The 26,250-nt window shown below is 39.8% G+C and carries 31 protein-coding genes; 23 read left to right on the top strand and 8 right to left on the bottom strand.

All coding sequences use genetic code 11. The annotated features are described in order from the left end of the window. Positions 1-117 precede the first annotated feature (117 nt). Positions 118-1,944: a PAS domain-containing sensor histidine kinase gene (locus tag KFQ09_RS02890; RefSeq protein ID WP_024719664.1), complete on the top strand. Its 1,827-nt coding sequence runs from the start codon at positions 118-120 to the stop codon at positions 1,942-1,944. Positions 1,945-1,969: 25 nt separating this feature from the next. Here the strand turns inward: KFQ09_RS02890 and KFQ09_RS02885 are convergent, their stop codons facing one another. Further along, a complete protein-coding gene (locus tag KFQ09_RS02885) occupies positions 1,970-3,142 on the bottom strand; it encodes an aminotransferase A (RefSeq protein WP_046343412.1) in 1,173 nt (390 codons plus the stop codon). Between the two features lie 294 nt (positions 3,143-3,436). On the opposite strand from KFQ09_RS02885, the gene KFQ09_RS02880 reads away from it, so the two are divergent. Beyond that, a complete protein-coding gene (locus tag KFQ09_RS02880; protein ID WP_017359428.1) occupies positions 3,437-4,321 on the top strand; it encodes a cation diffusion facilitator family transporter in 885 nt (294 codons plus the stop codon). A 64-nt stretch (positions 4,322-4,385) separates the two neighbouring features. Here KFQ09_RS02880 and KFQ09_RS02875 read toward each other — a convergent pair whose 3' ends face one another. Continuing rightward, complete coding sequence (locus tag KFQ09_RS02875) at positions 4,386-4,538, bottom strand: hypothetical protein (protein ID WP_017367142.1); 153 nt, start codon at positions 4,536-4,538, stop codon at positions 4,386-4,388. 300 nt (positions 4,539-4,838) lie between these two features. Between KFQ09_RS02875 and KFQ09_RS02870 the strand changes: the two genes are divergently transcribed. The 3 genes from KFQ09_RS02870 to KFQ09_RS02860 all read left to right on the top strand — a co-directional run bounded on the left by KFQ09_RS02870 (position 4,839) and on the right by KFQ09_RS02860 (position 7,796). After that, positions 4,839-5,378: an RDD family protein gene (locus KFQ09_RS02870; RefSeq protein WP_007498690.1), complete on the top strand. Its 540-nt coding sequence runs from the start codon at positions 4,839-4,841 to the stop codon at positions 5,376-5,378. 125 nt (positions 5,379-5,503) lie between these two features. Next, on the top strand, positions 5,504-6,814 hold the full coding sequence (locus KFQ09_RS02865) for an MFS transporter (RefSeq protein ID WP_035392222.1): 1,311 nt from the start codon (positions 5,504-5,506) through the stop codon (positions 6,812-6,814). Positions 6,815-6,887: 73 nt separating this feature from the next. Beyond that, positions 6,888-7,796, top strand: a complete 909-nt coding sequence (locus tag KFQ09_RS02860) for a chemotaxis protein (protein WP_008348035.1) — start codon at positions 6,888-6,890, stop codon at positions 7,794-7,796. Positions 7,797-8,034: 238 nt separating this feature from the next. On the opposite strand, the gene KFQ09_RS02855 is transcribed toward KFQ09_RS02860, so the two are convergent. Both KFQ09_RS02855 and KFQ09_RS02850 read right to left on the bottom strand, forming a co-directional pair. Beyond that, a complete protein-coding gene (locus KFQ09_RS02855) occupies positions 8,035-8,496 on the bottom strand; it encodes a YkyB family protein (RefSeq protein ID WP_007498684.1) in 462 nt (153 codons plus the stop codon). A gap of 477 nt (positions 8,497-8,973) precedes the next feature. Then, complete coding sequence (locus KFQ09_RS02850; protein WP_008348016.1) at positions 8,974-9,189, bottom strand: hypothetical protein; 216 nt, start codon at positions 9,187-9,189, stop codon at positions 8,974-8,976. Between the two features lie 164 nt (positions 9,190-9,353). On the opposite strand from KFQ09_RS02850, the gene KFQ09_RS02845 reads away from it, so the two are divergent. Then, the gene (locus tag KFQ09_RS02845; RefSeq protein WP_164071261.1) at positions 9,354-9,530 is read left to right on the top strand and encodes a hypothetical protein; all 177 of its coding nucleotides are present in this window, start codon (positions 9,354-9,356) and stop codon (positions 9,528-9,530) included. Positions 9,531-9,758: 228 nt separating this feature from the next. On the opposite strand, the gene KFQ09_RS02840 is transcribed toward KFQ09_RS02845, so the two are convergent. From KFQ09_RS02840 to KFQ09_RS02830, 3 genes are all read right to left on the bottom strand, one after another. Continuing rightward, positions 9,759-11,036 carry an MFS transporter gene (locus KFQ09_RS02840; protein WP_255836009.1) on the bottom strand — a complete coding sequence of 426 codons (1,278 nt, stop codon included), beginning with the start codon at positions 11,034-11,036 and terminating at the stop codon, positions 9,759-9,761. A gap of 73 nt (positions 11,037-11,109) precedes the next feature. Next, complete coding sequence (locus KFQ09_RS02835) at positions 11,110-11,607, bottom strand: L,D-transpeptidase family protein (RefSeq protein ID WP_008348009.1); 498 nt, start codon at positions 11,605-11,607, stop codon at positions 11,110-11,112. 156 nt (positions 11,608-11,763) lie between these two features. Next, complete coding sequence (locus tag KFQ09_RS02830; protein ID WP_144625928.1) at positions 11,764-12,621, bottom strand: metallophosphoesterase; 858 nt, start codon at positions 12,619-12,621, stop codon at positions 11,764-11,766. A gap of 139 nt (positions 12,622-12,760) precedes the next feature. On the opposite strand from KFQ09_RS02830, the gene fadH reads away from it, so the two are divergent. The 15 genes from fadH to KFQ09_RS02755 all read left to right on the top strand — a co-directional run bounded on the left by fadH (position 12,761) and on the right by KFQ09_RS02755 (position 23,821). Then, positions 12,761-13,525 (top strand): 2,4-dienoyl-CoA reductase, encoded by a 765-nt coding sequence (gene fadH / locus KFQ09_RS02825; protein WP_056704822.1) that lies wholly within the window; start codon positions 12,761-12,763, stop codon positions 13,523-13,525. Between the two features lie 64 nt (positions 13,526-13,589). After that, a complete protein-coding gene (locus KFQ09_RS02820) occupies positions 13,590-14,810 on the top strand; it encodes an EAL domain-containing protein (RefSeq protein ID WP_076822023.1) in 1,221 nt (406 codons plus the stop codon). A 259-nt stretch (positions 14,811-15,069) separates the two neighbouring features. After that, a complete protein-coding gene (locus tag KFQ09_RS02815; protein WP_007498675.1) occupies positions 15,070-15,966 on the top strand; it encodes a manganese catalase family protein in 897 nt (298 codons plus the stop codon). 184 nt (positions 15,967-16,150) lie between these two features. Then, complete coding sequence (locus KFQ09_RS02810) at positions 16,151-16,393, top strand: YkuJ family protein (RefSeq protein WP_003212254.1); 243 nt, start codon at positions 16,151-16,153, stop codon at positions 16,391-16,393. A 139-nt stretch (positions 16,394-16,532) separates the two neighbouring features. Next, positions 16,533-17,048 carry a ribonuclease H-like YkuK family protein gene (locus KFQ09_RS02805; RefSeq protein ID WP_008348001.1) on the top strand — a complete coding sequence of 172 codons (516 nt, stop codon included), beginning with the start codon at positions 16,533-16,535 and terminating at the stop codon, positions 17,046-17,048. 148 nt (positions 17,049-17,196) lie between these two features. Beyond that, on the top strand, positions 17,197-17,388 hold the full coding sequence (abbA, locus tag KFQ09_RS02800) for an antirepressor AbbA (protein ID WP_008347999.1): 192 nt from the start codon (positions 17,197-17,199) through the stop codon (positions 17,386-17,388). A gap of 146 nt (positions 17,389-17,534) precedes the next feature. Continuing rightward, positions 17,535-17,978 (top strand): cyclic-di-AMP-binding protein CbpB, encoded by a 444-nt coding sequence (gene cbpB, locus KFQ09_RS02795; protein ID WP_007498671.1) that lies wholly within the window; start codon positions 17,535-17,537, stop codon positions 17,976-17,978. Positions 17,979-18,074: 96 nt separating this feature from the next. Further along, complete coding sequence (locus KFQ09_RS02790) at positions 18,075-18,956, top strand: transcriptional regulator CcpC (protein WP_007498669.1); 882 nt, start codon at positions 18,075-18,077, stop codon at positions 18,954-18,956. Between the two features lie 103 nt (positions 18,957-19,059). Further along, complete coding sequence (locus KFQ09_RS02785) at positions 19,060-19,467, top strand: DUF4275 family protein (RefSeq protein WP_017367152.1); 408 nt, start codon at positions 19,060-19,062, stop codon at positions 19,465-19,467. Positions 19,468-19,666: 199 nt separating this feature from the next. After that, a complete protein-coding gene (locus KFQ09_RS02780; RefSeq protein WP_008347992.1) occupies positions 19,667-20,143 on the top strand; it encodes a flavodoxin in 477 nt (158 codons plus the stop codon). Next, on the top strand, positions 20,133-21,026 hold the full coding sequence (locus KFQ09_RS02775) for a hypothetical protein (RefSeq protein ID WP_025207261.1): 894 nt from the start codon (positions 20,133-20,135) through the stop codon (positions 21,024-21,026). The genes KFQ09_RS02780 and KFQ09_RS02775 overlap by 11 nt, the downstream gene beginning before the upstream one ends. A gap of 49 nt (positions 21,027-21,075) precedes the next feature. Beyond that, positions 21,076-21,501: a flavodoxin gene (locus tag KFQ09_RS02770; RefSeq protein ID WP_051057902.1), complete on the top strand. Its 426-nt coding sequence runs from the start codon at positions 21,076-21,078 to the stop codon at positions 21,499-21,501. A 109-nt stretch (positions 21,502-21,610) separates the two neighbouring features. Further along, positions 21,611-22,321 (top strand): 2,3,4,5-tetrahydropyridine-2,6-dicarboxylate N-acetyltransferase, encoded by a 711-nt coding sequence (dapD, locus tag KFQ09_RS02765; protein WP_008347987.1) that lies wholly within the window; start codon positions 21,611-21,613, stop codon positions 22,319-22,321. Between the two features lie 28 nt (positions 22,322-22,349). Further along, positions 22,350-23,528 (top strand): N-acetyldiaminopimelate deacetylase, encoded by a 1,179-nt coding sequence (locus tag KFQ09_RS02760; RefSeq protein WP_255836008.1) that lies wholly within the window; start codon positions 22,350-22,352, stop codon positions 23,526-23,528. Between the two features lie 50 nt (positions 23,529-23,578). Beyond that, positions 23,579-23,821: a YkuS family protein gene (locus KFQ09_RS02755; protein ID WP_003211408.1), complete on the top strand. Its 243-nt coding sequence runs from the start codon at positions 23,579-23,581 to the stop codon at positions 23,819-23,821. 24 nt (positions 23,822-23,845) lie between these two features. On the opposite strand, the gene KFQ09_RS02750 is transcribed toward KFQ09_RS02755, so the two are convergent. After that, on the bottom strand, positions 23,846-24,655 hold the full coding sequence (locus KFQ09_RS02750) for a mechanosensitive ion channel family protein (RefSeq protein ID WP_008347975.1): 810 nt from the start codon (positions 24,653-24,655) through the stop codon (positions 23,846-23,848). Positions 24,656-24,926: 271 nt separating this feature from the next. On the opposite strand from KFQ09_RS02750, the gene ahpA reads away from it, so the two are divergent. After that, complete coding sequence (gene ahpA / locus KFQ09_RS02745) at positions 24,927-25,469, top strand: biofilm-specific peroxidase AhpA (protein WP_007498654.1); 543 nt, start codon at positions 24,927-24,929, stop codon at positions 25,467-25,469. Positions 25,470-25,745: 276 nt separating this feature from the next. Then, the gene (locus KFQ09_RS02740) at positions 25,746-26,204 is read left to right on the top strand and encodes a TlpA disulfide reductase family protein (RefSeq protein ID WP_008345174.1); all 459 of its coding nucleotides are present in this window, start codon (positions 25,746-25,748) and stop codon (positions 26,202-26,204) included. Positions 26,205-26,250 lie beyond the last annotated feature (46 nt).

The following is a 26,250-nucleotide window of genomic DNA, read 5'->3' as shown; positions in this document are numbered from 1 at the left end:
CTGAAAATATGGACGTTTCACACGAGATTGGGAGGAAAATACGGTTTTTCTAGCGAATCCTTTTTATACATCAAACTAAGGACAGCCCTAAAAAAATTAAAGGAGGGTCGGACGACGATGGAACAAAAAATGAAAGATTCGAATCAGCTGTACTCGAATATTGATTTACATGCCGTTCTTTCTTCTAATGGCCGCTTTCTCTACATTTCTTCCAATTGTAAGCAGCTTTTGCTCTATGAACAAAAGGATTTACTAGGGTGTTTTTTGAAAGACTTTGTTCATACCGAAGATCAATTTCTCGTCGAAAGTTATTTCTATAATCAGCACATGCTAGAGATTTGCCACTTTAGACTGCTTAGAAGTGATCTTACAGCTGTATGGGTAGAAGCAAGCATTGATTTTGTTGCTTGTGATGGGTTAGACAACGATTTAAGTAGAGAAATGATCCTGAAAATGAGGGTAATGAATACAGAGCCTCAAAAAGCAGCATTTCAACCAACAGAAGTGTCAGAACAGTCGTTAGGCAGTCTACCGGCTTTCCAAGATGTCAGTGAAGCTGAAAATCTGATTGCCATGCTGCCAAATCCGTTATGTATTACGGCGCTTGGGAAAATTGTGTATGCCAACGATGCGATGCTGCAATTAATGGGTGTATGTACAAAAGATGAAATGATCGGCAAGTCTGCGTTTGATTTTATTGCCGAGGAGTACCATGACATTGTGAGAAGCCGAATCAAAAGACTGCAGCAAGGCCTTCCAGTCGGAATGATTGAACAAATATGGAAAAGGAAAGACGGGAGCATGATTCATATTGAAGTGAAGTCATCTCCGGCAATTTATCAAAATCAACGGGCAGAACTTTTACTATTAGTGGACATCTCTTCCCGTAAAAAATTTCAAACCGTTCTTCAAAAAAGTAGAGAGCGGTATCAGCTGCTTATCCAAAATTCTATTGATACCATTGCCGTCATCCACGATCATAAATGGGTATTTATGAATGAATCAGGTATTAAATTATTTGAAGCCGAACATTACGATAAATTAATCGGAAAAGATATCTTTCATCAAATCCATTCATGTGATCAACAAAAAGTCAAAAAGAGCTTATCACGTATAATCGAAAGAGCATCAGATTCTGAGATTGTGACGATGAGCTGCCATACGTTTAAACACCGGTTGATTTATACAGAAATGGTTTGTATCCCTACCACATTTTTTGGTGAAACAGCCGTTCAAATTATTTTAAGAGATATATCTGAACGAAAACAGACAGAAGAACTCATGCTGCGCTCTGAAAAATTATCAATCGCAGGTCAATTGGCAGCAGGTATTGCACACGAAATAAGGAATCCACTGACGGCGATTAAGGGCTTTTTACAGCTCATTAAACCAAAAACAAAAGACCGTGATCAATATTTTGAAATTGTCTTCTCTGAGCTGAGCCGGATTGAAATCATCTTAAGTGAGCTACTAATGCTTGCGAAGCCGCAGCAAACAGCATCCATGCAGACGCTTGATTTGAAAAAAATCATTAGCGAAGTCACCGCTCTGTTAGAGACACAGGCCAACTTAAATGGAATTTTGATGAACACAAGTGATATCGAGGAGGATCTTCTGATGAATGGGGATCAAAACCAGCTGAAGCAGGTGTTTATCAATTTAATCAAAAATGCCGTCGAATCCATGCCGGACGGAGGGAAGGTAGACATTACTGCCAAAGCCGAAAAAGAAGGGATACTTGTCACGATTAGAGATGAAGGAATTGGTATTCCTGAATCGGTCATGAAGCGGATCGGCGAACCTTTTTTAACGACAAAAGAAAAGGGAACAGGGCTTGGGCTCATGGTGACATTTAATATTTTAGAAAATCACAACGGAACCATCCGGGTAGATAGCCATCCAGAGAAAGGGACTGTGTTTCACATCATGTTTCCCGCAAAATAAAAACAACGGCAAGAGAGCCGTTGTTTCATCCGTCTATTGATTGTATGGAACGCTTTTCAAGTACAAATTGTTCGAGACGGTCAAGTCCTTCTTTTAACGTTTCAAGTGAATATGCATAGGAAAGGCGCACAAATCCTTCTCCGAGTGAAGAGAAAGCAGAACCAGGTACGACCGCAAGTCTTGTACTTTCTAACAATTCCATGCAAAAATCAAATGAACTCATCCCAAACGATTCAATGGAAGGGAAAATATAAAAAGCGCCGGAAGGCTTAATGACCGGAAGCCCCATAGAAATGAGTCGATCATATACATAGTCGAGTCTTTTCTTATATTGCTCTCTCATGATTAGTGCATCATCCACACCGTTTGTCACTGCTTCAAGTGCCGCCTTTTGTGAGATAGCCGAGGCACAAGACACGTTATATTGATGTACTTTTAATACATGTTTAGCAATAGGAGCGGAAGCAAATAAAAAGCCGATTCTCCATCCGGTCATGCTATGAGATTTTGACAGTCCATTGATGACAATCGTCTGTTCCTTTAAGAAAGAAGCAATGGAATGATGCGGACGATCAAATGTCAGCTCACTATAAATTTCATCAGATAGAATAAAAATATCCTTTCCTTCAAGAAGCTGTGCAATTTCTTTCAATTCTTCTTCTAATAGCGTGACCCCAGTTGGATTTGAAGGGTATGGAAGGACAACACACTTTGTCTTTTCCGTTAATGCATCTTCAATCAGCTTGGCATTTAATTTAAAACCGGCATTTGTTGTGTCGATATGCACGGGCACCGCACCGCACATCCGAATGATCGGTTCATAGCCAGGGTACACAGGGCCGGGCAGGATGACCTCATCGCCTTCAGTCAAAATGGTTCGAAACGCAGCATCAATTGCTTGACTCGCACCTGTTGTCACAATGATTTCTGTCTCTGCATCATAATCAAGATGGACTTTCTTTTTGATGTATTGCTGGATCGCTTGTCTTAGCTCTAAAAATCCAGCATTATGAGTATACGAGGTGAAATTCTCGTCAATGGCTGTTTTGGCAGCTGTTTTGACATGATGCGGCGTATAAAAATCGGGCTGACCTATGGTCAATGAAACGACATCCTCATATGAAGATACGAGATTTGAAAATGTTCGAATGCCTGAAATTTCAATATCCTTTACTCTTGGATTCAGCAAATGCTCCATTTCTCATCACCTTAAAAATTTATGTTTTTATCCTATTTTACCATTCACTGCATAAATGTCACCTGCGGAAAGGCTTCGGATATCGTTATATGTAGTCTATTCTCCTATCCATCACAGCATGAGTGATAGATGAAGAAAGAGCAACATTTATTATAGCGTAACCTGCTCGGAAAATACAGCTCTGCTTAAGATGATTAGAATAAGGCAAAACGGTATAAACTGAAAGAACGAGAGAATCAAGTCATGGGAATTGCTTTCACAGGCATACGATCTCCTGAAGGAGGACGATAATAGATGGATCAATCAGCAAAGACATCGAAAATAGCCTTTTTATCCGTCATGAGTAATACGTTTGTTGTGGTCCTTAAAATCATTGTAGGGGTGTTAACTGGATCTGTTGCGGTTTTATCAGAAGCCATTCACTCTTTTCTCGATTTAATGGCCTCTTTTATTGCATTTATCTCTGTTCGTATTTCAAGAAAGCCGGCAGATTCAAAACATCCTTATGGACATGGGAAAGTTGAGAATATTTCTGGAACGATTGAAACTTTGTTGATTTTTGTTGCTGGGATTTGGATCATTTATGAATGTGTTCATAAATTAATGCATCCAGAGCCGGTTAAACTGCCGGTACTTGGTATTGTGGTCATGCTGATCGGCGCACTTATCAATTTTGTTGTGTCAAGAGTTGTGAACAAAGAGGCAGAGCGAGTACATTCTGTTGCCATGAAATCGAATGCACTGCATCTTTTAACAGATGTGTTTACGTCACTAGGGGTTGCCATTAGTTTATTGCTTGTTGCATTAACGGACTGGTATTTCCTCGATCCGATTATTGGAATGGTGCTAGCGCTCTATATTATGCGTGAAGCATTTAAACTCATGAAGGAAGCCTTCCCGCCGCTTGTCGACGCCCGGTTAACCCCGGAAGAAGAACAAGCGATAGAGGCCATCATTCAAACATTCAGCCAAGAATTCATTGAATATCATGACTTTCGAACAAGACGATCCGGTGCTGAAGAATATATTGATTTTCATTTGATTGTTCATGGAAAAACAACCATTGAAGATGTTCACCAATTATGTGATCGAATTGAAGAGAACATTCAGCAGGCGTTTCCGCATGCACAAATCTTTATTCATGTAGAACCTGAAAGTGAAAGAAGCACACAAACGTAAAAAGGCGATACCACCTCTTTGAAGGTTGTATCGCCTTTTTTTACGCTTCATCTATGAAATGAAATCAATATCCATAAGCAGTATCGTAATCTTCATACCAAGAGATATAAGCAGCATCTTCATTTGATAAACCATGTTTCATATCTAAAAAATCAGCTTCGCAAATATCTTCAATCACAGTCATTTCGTTGTTCTTTAATAGTACGACAGTTCCCATCATGAACACCTTTCTTTAAAAAATCCTTGACTATTGTACCATGTGAAACGTGATTGTCAACAGAAGAATCGAAATGAGAGGAAAATATCACAAAATGTTAAAAAATCAGGCGTTGAAAGAACTAGATGTGCCATAATTTTCGTGAATTTTCAGTATTTATTCACATAAATCATCATTTAAAAATGATCTAAAATTCATGTAAAAATGTAAAGCTCCATTGATCTTGCGATATTCATAAGATATAATAACGAATGATTATAAGAAATTTATAGAAAACATACATAATAAAGGAGAAATAGGATGGAAACAAACATGTCAGAAGCACCTATTCAAGAAGAAAAACATCCTGAACTAGCTGGAGTAGGTTACCGTTTTCTTGCTCATCTTTTAGACGGTGTCATTATTAGTGTACCATTTTCAATCATTGTATTTATTCTCGCAACACTCTTTTTTGTCTCAAGCCCTGAGGCGGCATTTTTAATGTATGATGATAGCTATTACTATTCTTCAACGGTGATCACGGATGAAGAATGGGCAGTCATTGTGGGCCTTCTCTTTTTCTATGGCGTAACGACCTTAATCGGTATCGCGGTGACTTGGCTTTATTATGCGATCATGGAATCATCAAAGTTGCAAGGAACTCTTGGCAAGATGGCTCTTGGCATCAAAGTGACAAAAGTAACGGGTGGAAAAATAACATTCGGGCGCGCGACAGGCCGCTTTTTTGCAAAAGGCTTTTTGTCTCCAATCTTATTCATTGGCTACATCATTGCGTTTTTCACAGAAAAAAAACAAGCACTTCACGACTTGATTGCAAGTACCATTGTCGTAAAGAAATAATGAAAAGAAGCACCTCTGCTAAATAGTAAGGGGTGTTTTTTGTATAGATTGCTTGTATGGAAGAGGGAAACGTCACATAAAGTAGAATGATAGTGAAAATAAAAGCAGAGAAGGGAGTCAATCTATTGAAAAGAGGGAAAATGACCGTTCAGAAAAAAGGGGCAAGCTTCGGGCTCTTTTTCACAGCACCTGTTTTGGCCTGGGCATTGTATGATTTTGCAAATACGATATTTTCATCGAATATGATCACCATTTTCTTCCCGTTTTACTTGCAGGAGACGATAGGCGACAGTGCGAGGATGGATCAAATCGCTAGTACATTTATTTCTTATGCGAACGCACTTGCAAGCTTTTTCCTCGTCATTTTTACGCCTTTATATGGTGTGCTGATTGATCGTACAGGGAAAAAGAAGCGGTATATCACGGTGTTTACCCTGATTTGTATTGCCTGTACCTTTATGATGGGGATCTTTGCTGGGATTGATTTCTCAAGCGAATGGTTTGGTCTTCCTGTCTCCTTATTGGTGGTGGTTACCTTGTTTGTTATCGCCAAATTTTTCTATCACTCTAGTCTTGTTTTTTATGACACCATTTTGCCCGATCTTGGGACAAAGGATGAAATCCCCCTCATTTCTGGATTCGGTATTGCTGTCGGCTATTTAGGTACACTTGTCGGCCTTTCTGTTTATTTACTTGTAGGAAATGACCAGTTTCATGAAGCATTTATTCCGACAGCCCTTTTATTCTTTCTCTTTTTTCTGCCCTTTCTCTTTATTATAAAAGATCCTCAACCTCTCCCGCAGCAAGAGAAAAAGTCGTCTTTTTTCAGCGGGTATAAAGAGATTATTCGTACATTTAAAGAGATGAAGCAGTACAAACCGGCCTTTATTTTTATGATCGCTTTCTTTTTTATGAATGATGCGTTGCAGACAGCGATTGCGATGATGGCTGTTTATGCAAAAATTATCATTGGTTTTACCGCAGGTCAATTTATTTTGCTTTATCTTGTGTCCACGATTTCAAGTATCATTGGCTCGTTTCTATTCGGATATGTCACAAAGGCCATCGGGGCAAAGCGCTCGATTACAGTCGTGTATGTCATTTTAATTGTGGCGCTCATTCTAGCTGTGACAGCGACAACGGAATGGGTCTTCTGGGTAGCAGGCAGTTTATTTGGCATTTCACTTGGCGCGAGCTGGGGATCATCACGAATCCTCATTATTGAGCTGACGCCTAAAGAAAAACGAGGACAATTTTTTGGTCTCTTTGCGTTTTCGGGAAAGGTGTCTTCAATTGTTGGTCCCATCATTTATGGCTCCGTCACACTTCTATTTGCATCACATGGGAATCTCGCAAGCCGTCTTGCATTAGGGTCTTTGCTCATCCTTGCAGCCATAGGACTTGTGATTCATCAATTCGTGCGAGAGAAAGCGTAAAGAAACGTCAACTTTTTACCCATGCTGCCGATATAAAAAGTACAATCTTATATTGAAGAATAGAGGGATTTCCGTGGCTTTAAACAAACAAGAAATTTTACTTGACTCTGGTACTAATGAATTGGAAATTGTGAAGTTTGAAATTGGTTCAAATCAATTCGGCATTAACGTCATGAAAGTAAGAGAAATTATTCAGCCAGTTGAGGTGACAGTTGTACCGCACTCTCACCAAGATGTAGAAGGGATGATTAGTTTACGAGGCGAGATTTTACCAGTCATCAATCTATTTTCCTTTTTTAATGTCGAGTCAGATCAGTCAGAACAAGAGAAATACATTGTGACTGAATTCAACCAACGGAAATTTGTGTTCCATACAGGAACGGTATCACAAATTCACCGCGTCAGCTGGGAAGAGATTGAAAAACCAACTGCACTCAATCAAGGAATGGATCGTCATTTAACAGGGATCATTAAGCTTGACGAGAAAATGATTTTCCTTCCAGATTACGAAAAAATCATCTATGATATTGAATCCGCATCTGGCGTAGACACATATCATATGTTTGACGGTGAGAAAGACGAGAGAAGAACAGGGAAGAAGCTGTATGTTGTTGAAGATTCTCCGCTTCTTATGCGCTTATTAACAAATGAATTAACCGAGGCAGGCTATAAAAACATTGTGACCTTTGAAGATGGGAAACAAGCATATGACCATGTCATGGATCTTGTCAGTAAAGGCATTAGTGTGACAGAAGAAATTGATATGATTATTACAGATATAGAAATGCCAAAAATGGATGGACATCGATTAACAAAACTGCTGAAGGACAATCCTTTAACACAGTCCATTCCAATTCTCATTTTCTCTTCATTAATTACGGACGATCTGCGTCATAAAGGGGAAACCATCGGTGCAGATGATCAAATTAGTAAACCAGAAATTCATCAGCTGATTGAAAAAGTAGATCATTTTATTATCTAAAGAAAAAACCACTCGCTTTGAGTGGTTTTTCAGCGTGTAGACAAACCCTCGCATTCTTTGTCAGTCCTGCGTGCTGGTGCTCACGAATGTCAAATTCGCTCCGCGCCAGTACTCGTCCTTCCTAGAGCTGCAAAGGTTTTCTATCACGCTGAAAAGAAGACAAAGAGCTAAAATAAACAACATTTTAGCCCTTTGTCCATAAACAGAAAAACCACTCTCATTGAGTGGTTTTTTCTGTTTAAAAATAACTTTCCCCGAGCCGTTTGAAGACGGGTTTTGTATAATGTGATTTTTGTTTTGTGGCGGCAGGTTTTTCTTTTAAACCGACATACGTTTGAAGTATTTGTTTCGCTCGATTTAATGACATATTCGCTTTCGGATTGCGATATGATTGATTTAAATTTCCTAAGTGTGGCAAAAATTCGAAGTCTTCTTTAGTTGGTGGCAGATGAAAATAATAATCTCCGATTTCAATCAGCACGTCGGACTGTTGTTGACTATATCTGGGATTGTTAGAGAAATGTAGGCCCACTTTTCTTCCTTTACCTTCTTGCAATAGTTTTTGCAGCGCACGTTTTTTCAAAAGATAAAGAAACTTGGGATTTGGTGCGGTTTTAGCATGGCGGTTAACAGTATAAATGGCTTTTGCGATGTTTTCTGCTGTAGGTTCTATGTCTTTAGTATGAGCATAATCGTCCATTTTTTCTCTCCTTTGTCTTTCGTCTTCCTGTGCTTAGTATAAATTATACGTTTTTATTAGTAAATTGCAAATAGACTTATTGTAAAAAGCAATAAGATTACATGGTTATTATTTAAAATAGCCAAAAATCATGATGTTGAAACTTTGCTGAAATTTGAAGAGGTCGACACATCTTTCTATCACTTTTATGATGAATGTCTCGCTGTTTTAGATGAAAAGCATACCATTATGTTAAATATTCAAGTGGTATGAATTGGCTGAGCATTGGTAGAAGATGCAGTAGGGGTGCATAAGTTAAAAGATCGTTTGTTTTCGATCATTAGAGGATGTAGTGAAATGTATACGAAGTGAACTATCATAACAAGATAACTACCTATTTGAATCAATGGGTAGTTTATCAATGTATAGATGGTTCATCGTGTAAAATCTACCATATGCAAGACAATCAAAGTCGAACATATGGCTTAAAAACATGGACTATTTCGTATGGCTAGAATAAGCACAGTAAAAACAGCCGTTAAAATCAGTTTCACTCGTCATTTTTTTGGCTTCATCCATGGCGCTTTCACTGTTCATGTGTAGACCAATCAATGTACGACTTGCTGCATCACCTAAAAATGCGCAGTCTTCTGTATGTACAACGTATTGTCCTTGATCATTTTTTGTATGAATAAAATAATAGCTTTTTAGCATACCCCTCACCTCCAACCTGACTATATTACTATAAAACTTCCAATATTGTAAAGAATTTTTATTAAAAATGTTGCATTTATACACATTCCTTTTATTTCATAAAAAGGAAATTGGTTGTAAGATAAGAAGAGCAAAGTCAATAAGAACAGAAAGGACGGTTTAGATTGAAAGATATTTTAACGCCTTTATTGGTCGCTTTTGTCGTTGGAGGCATTGTGTACATGGTAGATGATCGGCCGATTCATCCTTTTCTTCTTTTTATCATCTTATTTATCAGCATTTATACAGTCGATAGAATCGTTCATTTTGCTTCAAATCATTTCGATGAGCAGAAAAAATAATCGTCGTTTATCTTGTTACTTCCATGAAAAAAGGACTTTCTATAGAAGAAAGTCCTCAGCGTGTAGTCAAACCCTCGCATTCTTTGTCAGTCCTGCGTGCTGGTGCTCACGAATGTGAAATTCGCTCCGCGCCAGTACTCGTCCTTCCTAGACTGCAAAGGTTTTCTATCACGCTGAAAAGAAGAAAAAGGGCTAAAATAAACATTATTTTAGCCCTTTTTGCTTCATCTATTGTACTCCCTGACCTTTTAATTCACGCTGTACATCTAAGTCAGCAGCTTCTCTGCTGAACTTTGGCAGTGTAATGAAGTAAAAAAGGAAGACGAGTAAAATAATAATACCCATTCCGTAATAAATGTAAGAAACATTGGTGATGAGCTTTGGAAATAACACGGCAATTAAACCTAGCGTCATTGATTGTGCAAACATGGTGAGCGGATCAACCCACCCTGATACGCGTCCCATCAGACGAGGGTGAACAATTCTTGGGAGCCAGCCTCCAATGACAATGTTGACTGGACCAATACATGTACCAATGACAAATGATGTGACATAAAATAACCATAATGTATGGGTAGAACCAAGGACAAAAATTAAAATACCTGCAACTAGAATTGGAATCGACATGAGATATTGCATCTTTACCTTTTTCGCAAGAATAGAGCCAAGTAAGCTTCCAACTAGAAGTCCGGCACCGATTGCGATCGTAAAAAAGGATGTATGCAGTTCAAAATGGTCCGGTGAAAGACCGTATTTCATTGTAAACATCGGAAGAACGGCAAATGCGCCATTCACAAGACCAAAAACAAAAAAGCCAAAAATTAAAGAAGCCAATAATTTATTTTTTAAAATATAGAGAATGCCTTCTTTAAAATCTTTTAGAGACGTTTTAACGGTCATGCCTTTCCAGCCTGCTTGTCCATTAGGCTGTCGTGCTTCAATTGGAATATTGCATGATCGAATGAGAATACCGGAAATAATAAAACTGAGCAAATCAATGGTAATGGCACCGTGAAGTCCAATCGTTTTATACATAATGGCACCTATTCCAACACCAAATACCATAAACAAACTAAACAGCATCTGATTTAAACCAGCAGCTTTTGCATATTGATCTTTATTTAAAATGGCCTGAACGAGAGAGGCTTCAGCTGGATAGAAGAACTTCGTAATGGCACTTCGTATAAACAAGATCAAGAAAATAAGCGGCAGTGAATTAAAATAAATGACGATAAATAAAACGATCGTCAGCCCAGCTCGTATCCAATCACAATTCTCTGCGACTTTTTTACGATCAAAACGGTCTGCGACCACACCGACCATAAAAAAGACAAAGATCGTAGGCAGTGAATACATTAGCTCTGCTAAAGTGGCGTAAGCGGGCTGATGACTAAAATGGTCGAGCAAATAAAAGGCAAACGCCATATTGCCTACTGTTGTCCCCATTTGCGAGGCAAGTGCTGCAAAAAAGAGACGAACAAAATTTCTGTTTTTAAAAATATCCATAAATACGCTCCTTAACCTGAAGATCCCACTTTCTATCATATAAAATTTTAACCATTCGTACAATTGATTTCTCCTACTGGCTAATGGTCACAGGTGTTCCATTTGGAACAATTGAAGCAAGTTCGATGACATTCTGATTGTACATGCGAATGCACCCTCTAGACACAGCTTTACCAATTGAAGACGGGTTATTCGTTCCATGGATGCCATAATGAACTTTTGAAAGGCTCAGCCAATAGGCGCCAAAGGGACCTCCTGGGTTTGGCTGTCTGTTGACAATATAATAAGAACCTGTCGGTGTCATGTTTAATATTCTGCCGGTTGCAATCGGGTATGATCGCAAGAGTTGTGATCCAGAAAACAGCACGAGACGTTTCGCTGAAATTGACACAGATATGCGGTAAGGGATCGTGTTAGGATCCGGTAACCCAGGGATGATGATGACTTCATTTTGTTCTGGCTCGCGGGCTTGAAGTGACGGATTTGCAGCCTTTAAAGCATCTGTCGTTGTTCGAAAATCAAGTGCTATAGAAGCAAGTGTTTCTCCACTTTTTACCGTGTATCGCAGCACGAAAGCACACTCCTTTTACTCAAATAAAAGAAGCCATGATCCCCGCCTCACATATACTATATGGACGGGATCAGGCCCAGTAAGGTTTCTCCTAACATTTGTCATGAGAATGATCTTTGTTTATACATATGCAGGAAAAGGTGATTTGGCTTCTCTTTACACGTGAGATGTTAAGGTGAAAAAAGTGATTTCAGGTTTGGCTAAAAACCGAAGCGGCAGTCTAGTTGTCCCAAGCCCGCGGTTGACATAGATACGGTGCTGATAACTACCGTATAAGCCTTCGACATATGTACGCCCAAAAGGTGCTGTGAGAATCGGTCCATAGAAAGGAAGCTGTATTTGACCACCATGCGTATGCCCAGAAAGCTGCAAGTTAATAGGTATTGTTTCAAGCTCTAGTGCGGCATCAGGCTCATGCACAAGCAATAACGTAAAGAGATCAGAAGAGACTTCTCGTTTAATGAAATGGTAATCAGGCATACTCATCATGAGATCATCCAGTGTAGCAATCTGTATGCGTCCGCCTTCTTTTTCTAAGTGAAATACTTCATTTTTACATAATGTAAAACCGCAAGCTTTCATCGTTTCCTCATATAGATCAATGCCAAATGGTCCGTAGTCATGATTTCCGCATATGGCAAACTTTCCAAACGGAGCATCAAGCTTAGACAAAGAGGCTTTGGCTTTTTCATGTTCTTCAATCGATGCTTCAAAATCAACAAGGTCACCTGTAAACACAATGAGATCTGGAGATTCATCGTTGATCTTTTGGACAACAGTCTCTAAATCTTTTGCCGGAAATGTATCACTTAAATGAACATCACTAAATTGAGCAATTTTAAACTGGTTAAACGAAGCCGGTAGCTGAGCATCATGAATAGTGAGTGATACGGCGTCGATCATGCGCGGCTCAATGTACCGAGCATAGCCATAACCGGATGTGGTCGCCAAAAGTCCGAGAATACTCGCACCAGCTGCTCCTTTTAAAAACTGCCTGCGGGAAAGTTGCTTCATATAAGTCTCCTTTAAAAATAAAATTAAGTATAGCATGATTTTTGATGAATCTCCCATATGGTGCATGGAGGGGAAATCATGATATGATAGACGGATAATGAATGAATAGTCATTCAAAACACACAAAGGGGGAGAACAAATGACGAAGCAAACAGTGATTGTCACAGGGGGATCAAGCGGAATGGGAAAGGCGATGGCGACTCATTTGGCACTCGGGGGCTGGAATGTTTTGATTACTGGAAGAACAGAAGAGACCCTTGAAACAACGGCAAATGAAATCAAACAGCAAGGTGGTTCGATCGCTTATTTTCAAATGGACGTGCGAGATCCAGAAGATGCTGATCAAATGGTGAAGTTTGCAGTAGATACATTTGGTGATGTGGATGCACTCATCAATAACGCAGCAGGCAACTTTTTAGTTCCAGCAGAAAAACTGTCTCCTAACGGCTGGAAAGCGGTCATTGATATTGTGCTAAATGGCACCTTTTTTTGCAGCCATGCAGTGGGCAACTATTGGATTCGTCAAAAGAAAAGCGGAAGTATGATCAACATGGTCGCCACATATGCATGGGGGGCTGGTGTTGGTGTAGCGCATTCAGCAGCCGCAAAAGCAGGCGTACTATCACTTACCCGAACGCTTGCAGTCGAATGGGGAAAGCAATATCGCATTCGCGTAAATGCCATTGCGCCGGGGCCCATTGAAAGAACAGGTGGTGCTGATAAACTGTGGGAATCTGAAGAGGCTGCCCAAAGAACATTAGATAGTGTTCCGCTCGGTAGACTTGGCACACCAGAAGAAATTGCAGAACTTGCGAGTTTCTTATTATCTGAGCATGCATCGTATATTAATGGAGATTGTATCACGATGGATGGGGGGCAATGGCTCAACCAATCACCATTTTGAATGACCGTGTAAGACCTGCTTTTGATATGGTATAATCACACAAAGAGAGAAGCAGGTGATGAATATGGTCGATCCATTGGATATTTTAACGAATATTGAAGATGTTTTCCCTCACTATCAAGCAATCTTCAGTGCGGAGGAACAAAAAGTGATAGGCTATGAGATTCTTGGAAGAATGAAGCTTGAGTCGGGAACAGTTAGTCTAGGCTCCTTCTTTACGGATTCATCTATTCCTGACGAATATAAATTGGAAGTAGATCACAAAGTATTAAGTCAAGCGCTTGATCTCTTCACAACCGCAGATGAAGATTTGCTCATCTTTATTAATCATGATGCGAACGTCCTCATGCTTGATCATGGCGAAAGTTTTTTAGAACTTTTAAAAGAATATGAAGCAAAGGGTATTCAGCTTAGCCGGTTTGTCATTGAAATTACTGAACATACGTTTAGCGGCGACATTGAACAGCTTTACCATACGTTAACGTATTATCGTACATATGGGATCAAAATCGCCGTATCTAATATAGGAAAAGAAAGCAGCAATCTTGACCGGATTGCTCTGCTTTCACCTGATCTATTAAAAATAGATCTACAGGCTTTAAGAGCTTCGTCTCCATCTCCTTCCTATGAATATGTGTTATACAGCATTTCACTGCTTGCAAGAAAAATAGGAGCGGCTTTAATCTATGAAGACATTGAAGCGAATTTTCAGCTGCAATATGCATGGAGAAATGGCGGAAGATATTTTCAAGGCTTCTACCTTCACGAGCCTGCGGCACAATTAATTGACCGTAACAAACGAAAAGAACAGCTTAAAGAAGAATTTCAGCAATTCATTGCCCATGAGAAAAAGAAACTCCAAGCTGTCTATGAACATTCTGAAACCTTTTATAAGCGAATACATCAAGCCGTCAGTACGTTAAAAAAATCATGCAGCACAAATGATGAACTTATACAAAAACTGGCACATGAACTAACCGATTGCAGCTTTCGCATTTATATGTGTAATGAAGAAGGGTTTCAAATCACTGGGAATGTGTTTAAGAAAGAGAAAGAATGGCTGTTTCAGCCAGAGTATATAGAGAAAAACTGGAGCTGGCGCCCTTATTTTCTAGCGAATATTCTTCAAATGAGAATTAGCGGAAAAGGATTTTTCAGCGATATCTACAGTGATTTAGAAACTGGAGAACGAATACGTACGTTTTCTTATCCGTTAGAGGGAGACGTGTATTTGTTTGTAGATCTTCCGTATGCTTATCTATATGAGCAGGAAGGATTAATTTAAAAGCAGCCGTCATGGCTGTTTTTTTATTAGAAAAAAGATAGAAAAAATGGTTGACAATGAAACTGATAATCATTATCATTTAGTTATAGAGAGAAGCTACTCTCTGTTCCCCAACCCCTCTATCAGATCAAGATCCAAAAAACTTGGCGCTACCCCCGCCAAGTTTTTTTGTGCGCCAATCATTCCCTTCATGCATAGGACATCCCAATTCATCCATACACCTTAAATGATGATAGTTAGACAGTAGGAGGGAAAAGTCATGATCAAACGTGACAAGCGGCTGCTGATTGATTTACCAATGCCAGATCACCCAGATGCAAATGGTGCAGCGGCTGTGCAAGAATTACTCGGCGGAAAATTTGGTGAAATGTCCACATTAAATAACTACATGTTTCAATCGTTTAACTTTAGAGGGAAACGAAAGCTCAAACCATTTTATGATCTTGTATCAAGTATTACAGCTGAAGAATTCGGTCATGTAGAGCTTGTGACAACTGCAGTCAATCTCATGATTACGGGAACCACTCATGGGGGCGATCCAGATACGACCCCGATGAAAGCGGCTGTTGATAAACGAAATACGCAGCATTTTATCCAAACGGCACAAACAGGCTATCCGTTTGACTCCATGGCAAAGCCGTGGACAGGTGAGAATGTGTTCTCAAGTGGTAATCTGATTCTGGATCTTCTTCATAACTTCTTCCTAGAGTGCGGAGCTCGTACGCATAAAATGCGCGTATATGAAATGACGGATCACCCTACGGCAAGAGAAATGATCGGTTATTTACTTGTCAGAGGCGGCGTACATGTTGTGGCGTATGCAAAAGCCCTTGAGGTAGCGACAGGGGTAGATGTTGGGAAGATGCTGCCAATTCCAAATCTCGACAATAAATACTTTGACTCTGCAAGAAAGTTTGAAGATCAGAATGTTCATACAAAACTGTATACATTTAGTGATACGGATTATAAGGATATCAATCAAATTTGGAAAGGAAACCATCCGATTGATGGAAAGCCGCTGACAGTTATTGAGGGCACGCCAAAAGGTGCACCCGTGCCAGATTATAGAGATTTGCCGGAAGAGTTTGCTCCAGGTATTTCAAAAGAAGATTTTGACGAAATTGCGAAACGCCTGATGAGATCGGCCGGTTTATAAAAAACAAGATGCATGAGATAAGAAAAAAGACTCAAAATAAAAAAACAGATTCTTTTTCTTTTTTTGAATTCAAGAGGAAAAATATCATCTGAGAACACTTTATGGTATGATGCTTTGTAGGACTTGTGTATAATCAATACGGGTTCATCTTGAGTTGTTTTTTTGAAAGGAGTCTTTTTTTAGAATGTCACAATTAATGGGTATCATTACAAGGCTGCAAAGTCTTCAAGAGACAGCAGAAGCTGCAAACGAGCCGGCACAGCGTTATTTCGAAGTGAACGGTGAGAAAATCTGTAGTGTTAAGTATTTCGAAAAGAATCAAACGTTTGAATTGACTGTTTTCCAACAAGGGGATAAGCCAAACACTTTCCCATTTGACAACATTGATATGATTTCGATTGAGATTTTTGAGCTTCTACAATCCTAAGCTGAATCGTATGAAATGTTTTTTCTAAGAATTCCTTCGTTGATTGCGGAAGCATACACTTCATAAGTGATGAACAAATGGAAGATGATCATTCAGTGCAATATTCGGATAAGAGACCATTAAAAAGGAGTTCCTTTCTGTGAGTGATTCTTTTTTCTTTAATCTTTCTGAAGAGCATTTAGCGTTTTCTGATGTTGTCATGAGAATGAAAGACTTTATTCAAAAAGACCCGAGATCTGTTTATGTACTATCAATTGGTACGGACTCTCAGGTCAATCAGAATGTCACAACATTTATGACTGCCATTCATCTTCACCGGATCGGCAAAGGAGCTTGGGGCTGTCTCACGCAGCAAGTGTTGAATCGGCCTGTACAAAGTCTTAGAGAAAAAATTTCATTAGAGACAGCGTTTAGCCAAAAGGTATGTGCAGACATCCTTGAGGGACCTTTAACAGAACTGATGGATTTGCTTCTTCCGTTTGCTGAGGAAGGGGCAGACCTTCGTTTTGAAGTCCATCTAGATATTGGCAAAAAAGGAAGTACAAAAGAGCTGATCCAGGAAATGACCGGAATGATCACAGCCATGGGAATTGAAGCAAAAATAAAACCCGACTCATACGCAGCATTTTGCTACGCCAATCGATACACAAAATAAATTCCGTCATTTTTCTCCAAACGTTGTCGAAACGTGCGGTTGACGATTCGATTCTAGTTCCTTATTCTAGCTGTATAGAGAGGAAGCAGACATTCAAACGCCTGCTAATCAATATAAAAGCATATATGAAACAGGGGCCTGATGTTGAATGAGCGTCATCGAAAATCGTTTTAATGAAGAAGAGAAAAAGCTATTATTAAACGTATTACTGAATCAGGAATATGCTGTCGAATTACTAAGCAGTGAGATCAATGATATAGAATGTGGAACAAAAAATGTCGACGACAATACGTATAAGAAATTGATCACATTGTATGACAGAGTAAGGTTTGAGAATTAATATCGATTGAACATTCTATTAGATACTCTACGCTGAGTATCTTTTTTATGCAGAAAAAAATCTTTCGACAAAATTCGTTTTAGTTTATGCTTAATGTTAAAGGGGAATGTATGATTGATGATTGAGAGAAAAGGGGTCGAAGAAACATGATAGAGATAGAACCGGCTCAATTACTTGAGTCAACAGTAGCTGAGCATATGATTGATGCAGATAAAGTGGCACACGTTCAAATTGGAAATAATCTTGAACACGCCCTATTGGTCCTGACAAAAACAGGATATACAGCCATCCCTGTTCTGGATGCTTCTTATCACCTTCATGGGTTAATTGGAACAAATATGATTATGGATAAAATCTTTGGCTTAGAACGAATTGAATTTGAAAAGCTCGACCAATTGAAGGTAGAAGAGGTCATGCTATCAGATATTCCAAGACTGAAAACGACCGATCCTGTTTTAAAAGGTGTTCACGCTGTGACGAATAATGGATTTGTTTGTGTGGAAAATGAAGAGCAAGTATTCGAAGGGATTTTCACTCGGCGTGTTGTATTAAAGCGCTTAAATGAAGTCATTCATTCCGCAAAAAAATGAGCTGCAGCCCAGCTTATTTTTTTTGCCTTCATAAGCTATTATTTATATAATGACTATATAAAATAAGAAAAACTTATCGAGAGAAGGAGGGCGCCCATGCAGCTTCAAGAGTTACATATGCTTGTTGTACTTAGTGAGGAATTGAATATGAGAAAGGCTTCAGAGCGGCTCTTTGTCTCTCAGCCTGCCTTATCTCAAAGGCTGCAAACGATTGAAAAAGAGTGGGGAACCAAAATCTTTTTTCGTTCACAAAAAGGCTTGACAGTCACTTCAGCCGGCGAACAGATTATTCAATTCGCCAAAGAGGTCACGACTGAGCAGGATCGAGTGCGAGAGAGAATTGACGAGCTTGAAGGAGACATTCACGGTACACTCAAGCTTGCAGTTGCGTCCATTATTGGTCAGCACTGGCTGCCAAAGGTGTTGAAGCGGTATGTCGAGAAATACCCAAATGCCAAAGTATCTCTTGTGACAGGCTGGAGCAGTGAGATGCTTAAAAGTCTGTATGAAGACCATGTCCACATCGGCATCATTCGCGGGAATCCTGATTGGAAGGGCACAAAGGAATACTTAATGACCGATCATTTATATTTAGTCGATTCTGTCATCAAGGACGTGGATGAGTTAATTGAGACAGAACGCCCGTTTATTCAATTTAAAAGTGATAGCACCTATTATCAAGAAATTCAGCACTGGTGGCATCAAAAGTTTAAAGTGTCGCCAAAACAGACGATTCTTGTGGACCAGATTGAGACATGTAAACAAATGGCCTATCACGGTATCGGCTACGCCATTTTGCCTTCGGTCACCCTATATGATCATGAGAAAAGCGTACACAAAACCCCGCTCGTAGACGCAAATGGAGAGCAAATCGGACGTGACACGTGGCTGTTAGGATATGAAGCCTCTTTTCAGTTAAAACAAGTTCAAGCATTTGTTGGTGTGGTGAAAGAAATGCTTGAAAGTGAGGCAGTGTAAGTACTTCTGGAAGAGGAGGTGCTTTTTTAGGATAAGTAGTTTGATTAGGTTTCTAATAGATTTACCTGTTTCATACTGAAAAAACAGAAAGCTGGAAGAAATGATGAGAAATCAACGAAAAAAGAAGACGGATATACCGAAGTGGGGAACTTATTTACGCGAGAGATGGCGTGGACGTTTTGCAAGTCATCTTTCTTTAGAAGAACAAAAAGAGATTGGGATGGATGGCTTCCTATGGCACTTATGTAGCTGGGGAAAAGTTGAATGCCTTGAAAAAGAGGCAGCGATCAACGCCTTTCATCAGCAATCAAAGCATACATGTACTCTTTTTTATCAATTTACTCAAGAAGCGTATCTGTTTGAAAACGCCGCTGACCTGTCAGTGAAGGAATTGCCATATACAGACGGACACATGGACTATAGCGATCTGTATGTCATGGATTGGGAAGAAAATTGGACATTTGTGATGACGCACGAAACCGATTGCGGTCCATATTTTATTCAGAAATAAAAAAAGAGTACATCACAAAGAGATAGAGTGATGATCAATTAAAGCCGCCTTCCAATTGGAATGAGCGGTTTTTTGATGTACGTCATGTGTATTTTGAACAGCACCTTTTCATAAAACATTTGACAATGAAAATCATTATCATTTAAAGTGTACATATAATAATTGAAAATGATTATCATTTAGATGAGGTGACCAATAGATGAAAGCACTAATTGCATTTGCGAGTATGTCTGGCAATACGGAAGATATGGCAGCGATCTTAAAACAAACGCTTGAAGGAAAAGGGATAGAGACAGAGATGATGGAATTTGACGACACAAGCGCAGAAGATCTTTCTTCATACGATTATGTCATGATCGGCTCTTACACATGGGGTGATGGTGATTTACCTTATGAAGCTGAAGATTTTTATGAAGAGGTCTCAGCCCTTGAACTTTCTCACATCAAAGCGGCGGTATTTGGATCAGGCGATTACAGTTATCCGAAGTTTTGCGAGGCTGTTCATACCTTTCATGACATGCTGAAATCGACAGGTGCATCGGTATTTCCTGAAACATTGAAAATGGAACTTGCGCCAGATACAGATGAAGATGTGGCGTGCTGTGAGGAGTTTGCAACGAGTTTTTTAACGTGGGCATCATTGTCTGAGAAAAGAGTTGAAAATCATGTTTCATAAAGGTGCGACAGCTGTTGCTGCGTCTAAAAGTGGCGGCTACTTTGTTGCTGTCAAACGAGAAGGTATTTTCCATTACAGTGTGGAGGGTGGATGGCAGCAGCTTTTTAAGCTCAAGCATAAAATCCACGCTATCAGTTATATTGGTCCGTATTTGTTCGGAGTTGGTGAAAATGGAACTGTCATACGATCAGGAGATGAGGGCCACACATGGGCGCTATCATCTTTTCCGACAAATGCAGTTGTTTGGTCTATTACAGGACGCAAAGATGGGTTTGTATGCGCACATGGAAAGCATAGTATTTATGTGTCAACCGATTTCGGAATTTCCTGGGAAATTATGAAGCCATTTGCTCATGTAAATCATCCCCCTGTGATTCGCTCATTATGTGTAGCCGGCGATTATCTTTATATTGGAACACAGATTCATGAGGTGCATGGAGGAATATGGGTGTATGACTTCCAAAGTGAACAGGTTTTTCTCCTAAACAGAGAAGAGCACCGAATGACTGCTTCTATGTTGCTTTGCGGAGAACACCTCCTTGTCTGCGCGTTGGGCTCTAAAAAAGGGAAAAGAGGATCTGTTCAAATTTTAGACCTACATACAAATATGCTGCATGATATTCAATCACAAGCTTTTGCGCGAGAGGAATCATTTTTGGATGTGTCAGAGGATAACGGCATTGTGTATGTGACCACCTCACAGGACGAGCATGGATTTTCTAAAGTGTATCAGCTTGATATAGAGCAAAAAGAGCTCAAATGGTTTGATACGATCAAAGGGCACGGTTTTCGTGTCGCCAATCAAAAGGAGAATTTTTTCTGTGCGGGTTTATATGAAAGTAAGTTTGTCAGGCCTTATGAGGAACCTGCACTGATTCATTAATAAGGAGGAAGAAAAAGTGACGAAAAAAGTTTTATTGGTGTATGCCACAATGTCAGGAAATACAGAAGCAATGGCTGATTTAATCGAAAAAGGATTAAAGGAAGCTGGGGCTAGCGTGGATCGGCATGAAGCGATGGATATTGATGCTGAACTCCTTCATGATTACTCGCACATTCTGTTAGGTGCATATACTTGGGGAGATGGTGATCTTCCAGATGATTTTATTGATCTATATGAGGAAATGGAAGAGCTTGATTTGACGGGTAAAGCATTTGCTGTATTCGGTTCTGGAGATACATCTTATGAACATTTTTGCGGAGCTGTGGATTTAATTGAAGAAAAAGTGAAGGAGCTGGGCGGTGATATCGTCCTGCCATCCATCAAAATTGAGCTGAATCCAGAAGGAAACGAGGAAGAGGAATTGATTTCTTTTGGTAAACAATTTGTTCATCTTCACCAGCAAGAAGCGGGATAAAGAGGCCCGCTTGTTTTATTTGCCAAGGCGCAGACGATTCTTTCACTTGTCATTAAAACTCTCCTTTGGTACAGTAATGAAGTATAAATTAAGAGGAGGACATACATACATGAAACAAATGGACGCTAATGAAATTATTTCATTTATTCAAAATAGTACAAAATCAACACCTGTGAAAGTCTATATTAAAGGGGACTTAGAAGGTATTGAATTTGGTGAACATGCAAAAACATTTATCACAGGTAACACTGGTGTTGTCTTCGGTGAGTGGAGCGAAATTCAAGAAGCTCTAGCATCAAACAAAGACAAAATTGAAGATGTTGTCGTGGAAAATGACCGTCGTAACTCTGCGATTCCTATGTTGGATTTGAAAAACATCAAAGCACGTATTGAGCCAGGTGCAATCATTCGTGATCAAGTGGAAATTGGCGATAATGCAGTCATCATGATGGGTGCATCTATTAATATCGGTTCAGTCATCGGTGAAGGTACGATGATTGATATGAACGTTGTTCTTGGCGGCCGTGCGACAGTAGGTAAGAACTGTCATATCGGTGCGGGATCTGTTCTTGCAGGTGTTATTGAGCCGCCTTCTGCTAAGCCAGTTGTAGTAGAAGATGATGTTGTCATTGGTGCAAACGCTGTTGTTTTAGAAGGTGTGACGATTGGGAAAGGTGCAGTTGTAGCAGCTGGAGCGATCGTTGTGAACGATGTCGAGCCTTACACGGTTGTAGCAGGTACACCTGCAAAGAAAATCAAAGACATTGATGAAAAAACAAAAGGTAAAACTGAAATCAAACAAGAACTGCGTCAGCTTTAATTGACACAATTCGCAGCTGAAGACGTGGATGATATATCCACGTCTTATTCGTATAGAGGAAAGGAAGCGAGTTCACTTGTTAAATCGTGAGCAATTAATATCCATTCGAAGAGATTTGCACCAAATTCCTGAGCTTGGTTTTAAGGAATTTAAAACACAAGCTTACCTCATCAAGCATCTCGAATCGTACCCAACAGATCGAATCGAGATGGAAACATGGCGGACTGGACTTTTTGTGAAAGTAAAAGGGACAAATCCTACGCGCGTCTTTGCGTATCGTGCAGATATGGACGGATTATCTATCCCTGAAGAAACGGGCTATCCATTTCAATCGGTACATGAAGGCCACATGCATGCATGTGGACATGATCTTCATATGACCATTGCGCTTGGTATCATTGATCATTTCGTGTATCAGCCAATCAAAGAAGATCTGCTATTTATTTTCCAACCGGCAGAAGAAGGGCCAGGCGGAGCTGAACCAATGCTTACAAGTGATGTTCTAAAAAAGTGGACGCCAGACTTTATTACAGCGCTGCATATTGCACCTGAATATCCAGTCGGCACGATTGCAACAAAGCCGGGCCTATTATTTGCTAATACGAGTGAGCTTGTGATCGATCTTGAAGGAAAAGGCGGGCATGCCGCATACCCTCATTTAGCAAATGATATGGTGGTGGCTGCAAGTGCACTAGTAGGGCAGCTGCAATCGGTGATTTCACGAAATGTGGACCCTCTTGATAGTGCCGTCATTACAGTTGGCACGATTACAGGTGGCACTGCTCAAAATATCATTGCGCAGCATGCAAAGCTTGATGGAACCATTCGCACGCTCTCGCCAGAGTCTATGGAAAAGGTGAGAAAACGAATTGAAGCACTGGCAAAGGGAATTGAAATTGGCTACGAATGCAAGGCGACAGTTCGATACCCTTCATCTTATTACGAAGTGGACAATTCAAAGGATTTGACAGAGGAATTTATGTCATATGTAGCCGAAGAAGGTCTTGCGAATGTCATTGAATGCAGAGAAGCGATGACAGGAGAAGATTTCGGCTACATGCTGAAAAAATACCCTGGGTTCATGTTTTGGCTAGGGGTAGATTCAGAATATGGTCTGCACCATGCAAAACTCACGCCTGACGAAAATGCGATTGAAACAGCTGTAAACGTCATGACAGCTTATTTTAAAAAGCAAGCAGGTGAATGAATAATCAAATGGTCTCCTGTACACCTTATGAACAGGAGGTGTTCTTGATTATGACAAGAATTGGTGTAGAACCATCTTTATCCGATGTAGAAGAGCTTTTGAAGCAAAAAGGGTATGATGTCGTACGTATTCAAAATGAACAGCAAATGGATCAGTGTGACTGCTATGTGGTCACAGGACTAGATTCAAATGTTCTTGGCATTTCAGACACAACGACAAAGGCATCTGTCATTACAGCGTCAGGTATGACGGCTGATGAAATTTGTCAAGAAGTAGAACAGCGTGTTCAATAAAACTAACAAAAAAGAACCAGGATATTATGATCCTGGTTCTTTTTGCTCTTTGGCTAGATCGAGTGCTTCTTTCATTTTTTTGCGTAGAATTCGTTCGACACGCCACTGCTCCATCGTTTCAGTTTTTGCAATGATACGAAGGACGAGGGATGAGGAGCCAAATGATTCCACTCCAACGACTTGAGGACCTTCAATGATTTGCGGCATGCTCTCACGAACTTCATCACAGGCTGCTTGCAAAGTGGTGATCATCTGATCCACATTTTCATCTGGGGATAATTCGATATCAACGAGTGCCTGCATCGTCCCTCGTGAATGATTGCTTACATTCAGTATACTTCGGTTCGGAATGAAATGAAGAGTGCCATCAAAGCTTCGAAGCTGTGTTGTTCTCAGTCCAATTTGTTCAACGATCCCATCGAAACCAGCAACCGTTATATACTCGCCGACATCAAATTGTTTTTCCAGCAGTATGAAGAAGCCTGTCACAATATCACTCACCAATCCCTGAGCGCCAAATCCAATGGCAAGTCCTACAACACCTGCGCCAGCCAGCAAGGCGGTTGGGTTATAATGAAATAAGTCGAGGATCATCACAACTAGAATAAAAATCAGCAAGTAGGCGAAAATATTTAAGGTAAGACTTTGCAGCGTTTGAGCTCGTGATAAAGAGACATCGTGCTTCTCAGAGAATGCTGAATAGGCACGCTTAATCATCTTATTTCCAATCGCTCTGATGATAAAATAAATCACAAAAATAGCAATGAGTTTTAGCAAAATCATACTGATATTCATGATGATGGAAACCCAATCTACTTGTTCAAGTGCTTTCATGATCTTCAAAACCTTTCTATGTATGTGCGAAATGAGAAGCTAATCATTTGTTCCCTTAAGCAAGTCATGTTAAACTTTTAATAGTTGGAGCGAGAGATTGTGACAAATCGTTAATTAAATTTATTATTAATTAATATTGACTAAAAATCGCTTAAGTATTATAATTATATTTGTGAAGTTATTAACTAAATGAGAATTCAACCTGTTGATTCTCATTTTATATACAGCTAAGAAGTCTGTATAAAGATATTATTTTTGGAGGGATTTACATATGGCAGAGCGTTTTGTAGGAAAACAAGCTCCACGTTTTGAAATGGAAGCAGTACTTGCTAATAAGGAATTTGGTAAAGTGAGTTTAGAGGAAAACATCAAGAATGACAAATGGACAGTTCTTTTCTTCTATCCAATGGATTTCACTTTTGTTTGTCCAACTGAAATTACAGCAATGAGCGATCGTTATGATGAGTTTGAAGATTTAGATGCAGAAATCATTGGTGTATCTACTGATACAATCCATACGCATCTTGCTTGGATCAACACAGATCGTAAAGACAATGGTCTTGGTGAATTAAAATATCCACTAGCTGCTGACACAAACCACACAGTATCTAGAGAATACGGTGTTTTAATTGAAGAAGAAGGAATTGCACTTCGTGGTCTATTCATCATTAATCCAGAAGGCGAACTTCAATATCAAACAGTATTCCACAACAATATCGGTCGTGATGTAGATGAGACACTACGTGTTCTTCAAGCATTACAAACTGGTGGACTTTGCCCAGCGAACTGGAAACCTGGTCAAAAAACACTTTAATTGATAGTTGAAGAAACAGTCTAACGGGTGTTAGACCTTCAGATTGTTGACAAAGGGCTAAAATGAACTTGATTTTAGCCCTTTGTCTTCTTTTCAGCGTGATAAAAAACCTTTGAAGTCTAGGAAGAACGAGTACTGGCGCGAAGCGAATGTGACATTCCGTGAGCACCAGCACGCAGGACCGAAAAAGAATGCGAGGGTTTGTCTACATGCTGGGGTCTAACTGATGTTAGACTTTTTTGTTTCGAGACATACAATGGATGGAGGCGCTTCAAAATGAAATTACGTCAACCAATGCCAGAACTAACTGGTGCAAAAGAATGGTTAAATGGAGAAGTAACAAGAGAAGAATTAATTGGTGATAAACCAACATTGATCCACTTCTGGTCAGTTAGCTGTCACCTTTGTAAAGAGGCGATGCCGCAAGTGAACCAATTCCGTGATGAATACAAAGATCAACTAAACGTGATCGCAGTTCACATGCCACGTTCAGAGGATGACCTTGATCTAGAAAAAATCAAAGAGGTTGCAAATGAGCATGAAATCACTCAGCCAATCTTTGTAGACAGCGACCATAAATTAACAGAAGCATTTGAGAACGAATATGTACCAGCTTACTATGTATTCGATAAAACAGGTGCTTTACGCCACTTCCAAGCTGGCGGAAGCGGTATGAAAATGCTTGAAAAACGTGTCAATCGAGTTCTTTCTGAGTCTGAAAAGGCTGCAGAATAGGCTTTCCCCCCATGAATGGGGGTTTTTTCATGGGGAAAAATAGGAG

Origin of the sequence: Bacillus sp. FS02 (assembly GCF_024398395.1) — a bacterium.
Taxonomy (GTDB): domain Bacteria; phylum Bacillota; class Bacilli; order Bacillales; family Bacillaceae; genus Bacillus; species Bacillus altitudinis.
The sequence above is the reverse complement of the archived record's forward strand: the minus strand, read 5'-3'. Positions and strand labels throughout refer to the sequence as shown.

Excerpts from the sequence above, each read along its gene's own strand:
- KFQ09_RS02890 (WP_024719664.1), top strand. The coding sequence starts at position 118 with ATGGAACAAAAAATGAAAGATTCGAATCAGCTGTACTCGAATATTGAT.
- KFQ09_RS02885 (WP_046343412.1), bottom strand. The coding sequence starts at position 3,142 with ATGGAGCATTTGCTGAATCCAAGAGTAAAGGATATTGAAATTTCAGGC.
- KFQ09_RS02880 (WP_017359428.1), top strand. The coding sequence starts at position 3,437 with ATGGATCAATCAGCAAAGACATCGAAAATAGCCTTTTTATCCGTCATG.
- KFQ09_RS02875 (WP_017367142.1), bottom strand. The coding sequence starts at position 4,538 with ATGGGAACTGTCGTACTATTAAAGAACAACGAAATGACTGTGATTGAA.
- KFQ09_RS02870 (WP_007498690.1), top strand. The coding sequence starts at position 4,839 with ATGGAAACAAACATGTCAGAAGCACCTATTCAAGAAGAAAAACATCCT.
- KFQ09_RS02855 (WP_007498684.1), bottom strand. The coding sequence starts at position 8,496 with ATGGACGATTATGCTCATACTAAAGACATAGAACCTACAGCAGAAAAC.
- KFQ09_RS02850 (WP_008348016.1), bottom strand. The coding sequence starts at position 9,189 with ATGCTAAAAAGCTATTATTTTATTCATACAAAAAATGATCAAGGACAA.
- KFQ09_RS02840 (WP_255836009.1), bottom strand. The coding sequence starts at position 11,036 with ATGGATATTTTTAAAAACAGAAATTTTGTTCGTCTCTTTTTTGCAGCA.
- KFQ09_RS02830 (WP_144625928.1), bottom strand. The coding sequence starts at position 12,621 with ATGAAGCAACTTTCCCGCAGGCAGTTTTTAAAAGGAGCAGCTGGTGCG.
- fadH (WP_056704822.1), top strand. The coding sequence starts at position 12,761 with ATGACGAAGCAAACAGTGATTGTCACAGGGGGATCAAGCGGAATGGGA.
- KFQ09_RS02820 (WP_076822023.1), top strand. The coding sequence starts at position 13,590 with ATGGTCGATCCATTGGATATTTTAACGAATATTGAAGATGTTTTCCCT.
- KFQ09_RS02815 (WP_007498675.1), top strand. The coding sequence starts at position 15,070 with ATGATCAAACGTGACAAGCGGCTGCTGATTGATTTACCAATGCCAGAT.
- KFQ09_RS02810 (WP_003212254.1), top strand. The coding sequence starts at position 16,151 with ATGTCACAATTAATGGGTATCATTACAAGGCTGCAAAGTCTTCAAGAG.
- abbA (WP_008347999.1), top strand. The coding sequence starts at position 17,197 with ATGAGCGTCATCGAAAATCGTTTTAATGAAGAAGAGAAAAAGCTATTA.
- cbpB (WP_007498671.1), top strand. The coding sequence starts at position 17,535 with ATGATAGAGATAGAACCGGCTCAATTACTTGAGTCAACAGTAGCTGAG.
- KFQ09_RS02790 (WP_007498669.1), top strand. The coding sequence starts at position 18,075 with ATGCAGCTTCAAGAGTTACATATGCTTGTTGTACTTAGTGAGGAATTG.
- KFQ09_RS02785 (WP_017367152.1), top strand. The coding sequence starts at position 19,060 with ATGAGAAATCAACGAAAAAAGAAGACGGATATACCGAAGTGGGGAACT.
- KFQ09_RS02780 (WP_008347992.1), top strand. The coding sequence starts at position 19,667 with ATGAAAGCACTAATTGCATTTGCGAGTATGTCTGGCAATACGGAAGAT.
- KFQ09_RS02775 (WP_025207261.1), top strand. The coding sequence starts at position 20,133 with ATGTTTCATAAAGGTGCGACAGCTGTTGCTGCGTCTAAAAGTGGCGGC.
- KFQ09_RS02770 (WP_051057902.1), top strand. The coding sequence starts at position 21,076 with ATGTCAGGAAATACAGAAGCAATGGCTGATTTAATCGAAAAAGGATTA.
- dapD (WP_008347987.1), top strand. The coding sequence starts at position 21,611 with ATGAAACAAATGGACGCTAATGAAATTATTTCATTTATTCAAAATAGT.
- KFQ09_RS02760 (WP_255836008.1), top strand. The coding sequence starts at position 22,350 with ATGATATATCCACGTCTTATTCGTATAGAGGAAAGGAAGCGAGTTCAC.
- KFQ09_RS02755 (WP_003211408.1), top strand. The coding sequence starts at position 23,579 with ATGACAAGAATTGGTGTAGAACCATCTTTATCCGATGTAGAAGAGCTT.
- KFQ09_RS02750 (WP_008347975.1), bottom strand. The coding sequence starts at position 24,655 with ATGAAAGCACTTGAACAAGTAGATTGGGTTTCCATCATCATGAATATC.
- ahpA (WP_007498654.1), top strand. The coding sequence starts at position 24,927 with ATGGCAGAGCGTTTTGTAGGAAAACAAGCTCCACGTTTTGAAATGGAA.
- KFQ09_RS02740 (WP_008345174.1), top strand. The coding sequence starts at position 25,746 with ATGAAATTACGTCAACCAATGCCAGAACTAACTGGTGCAAAAGAATGG.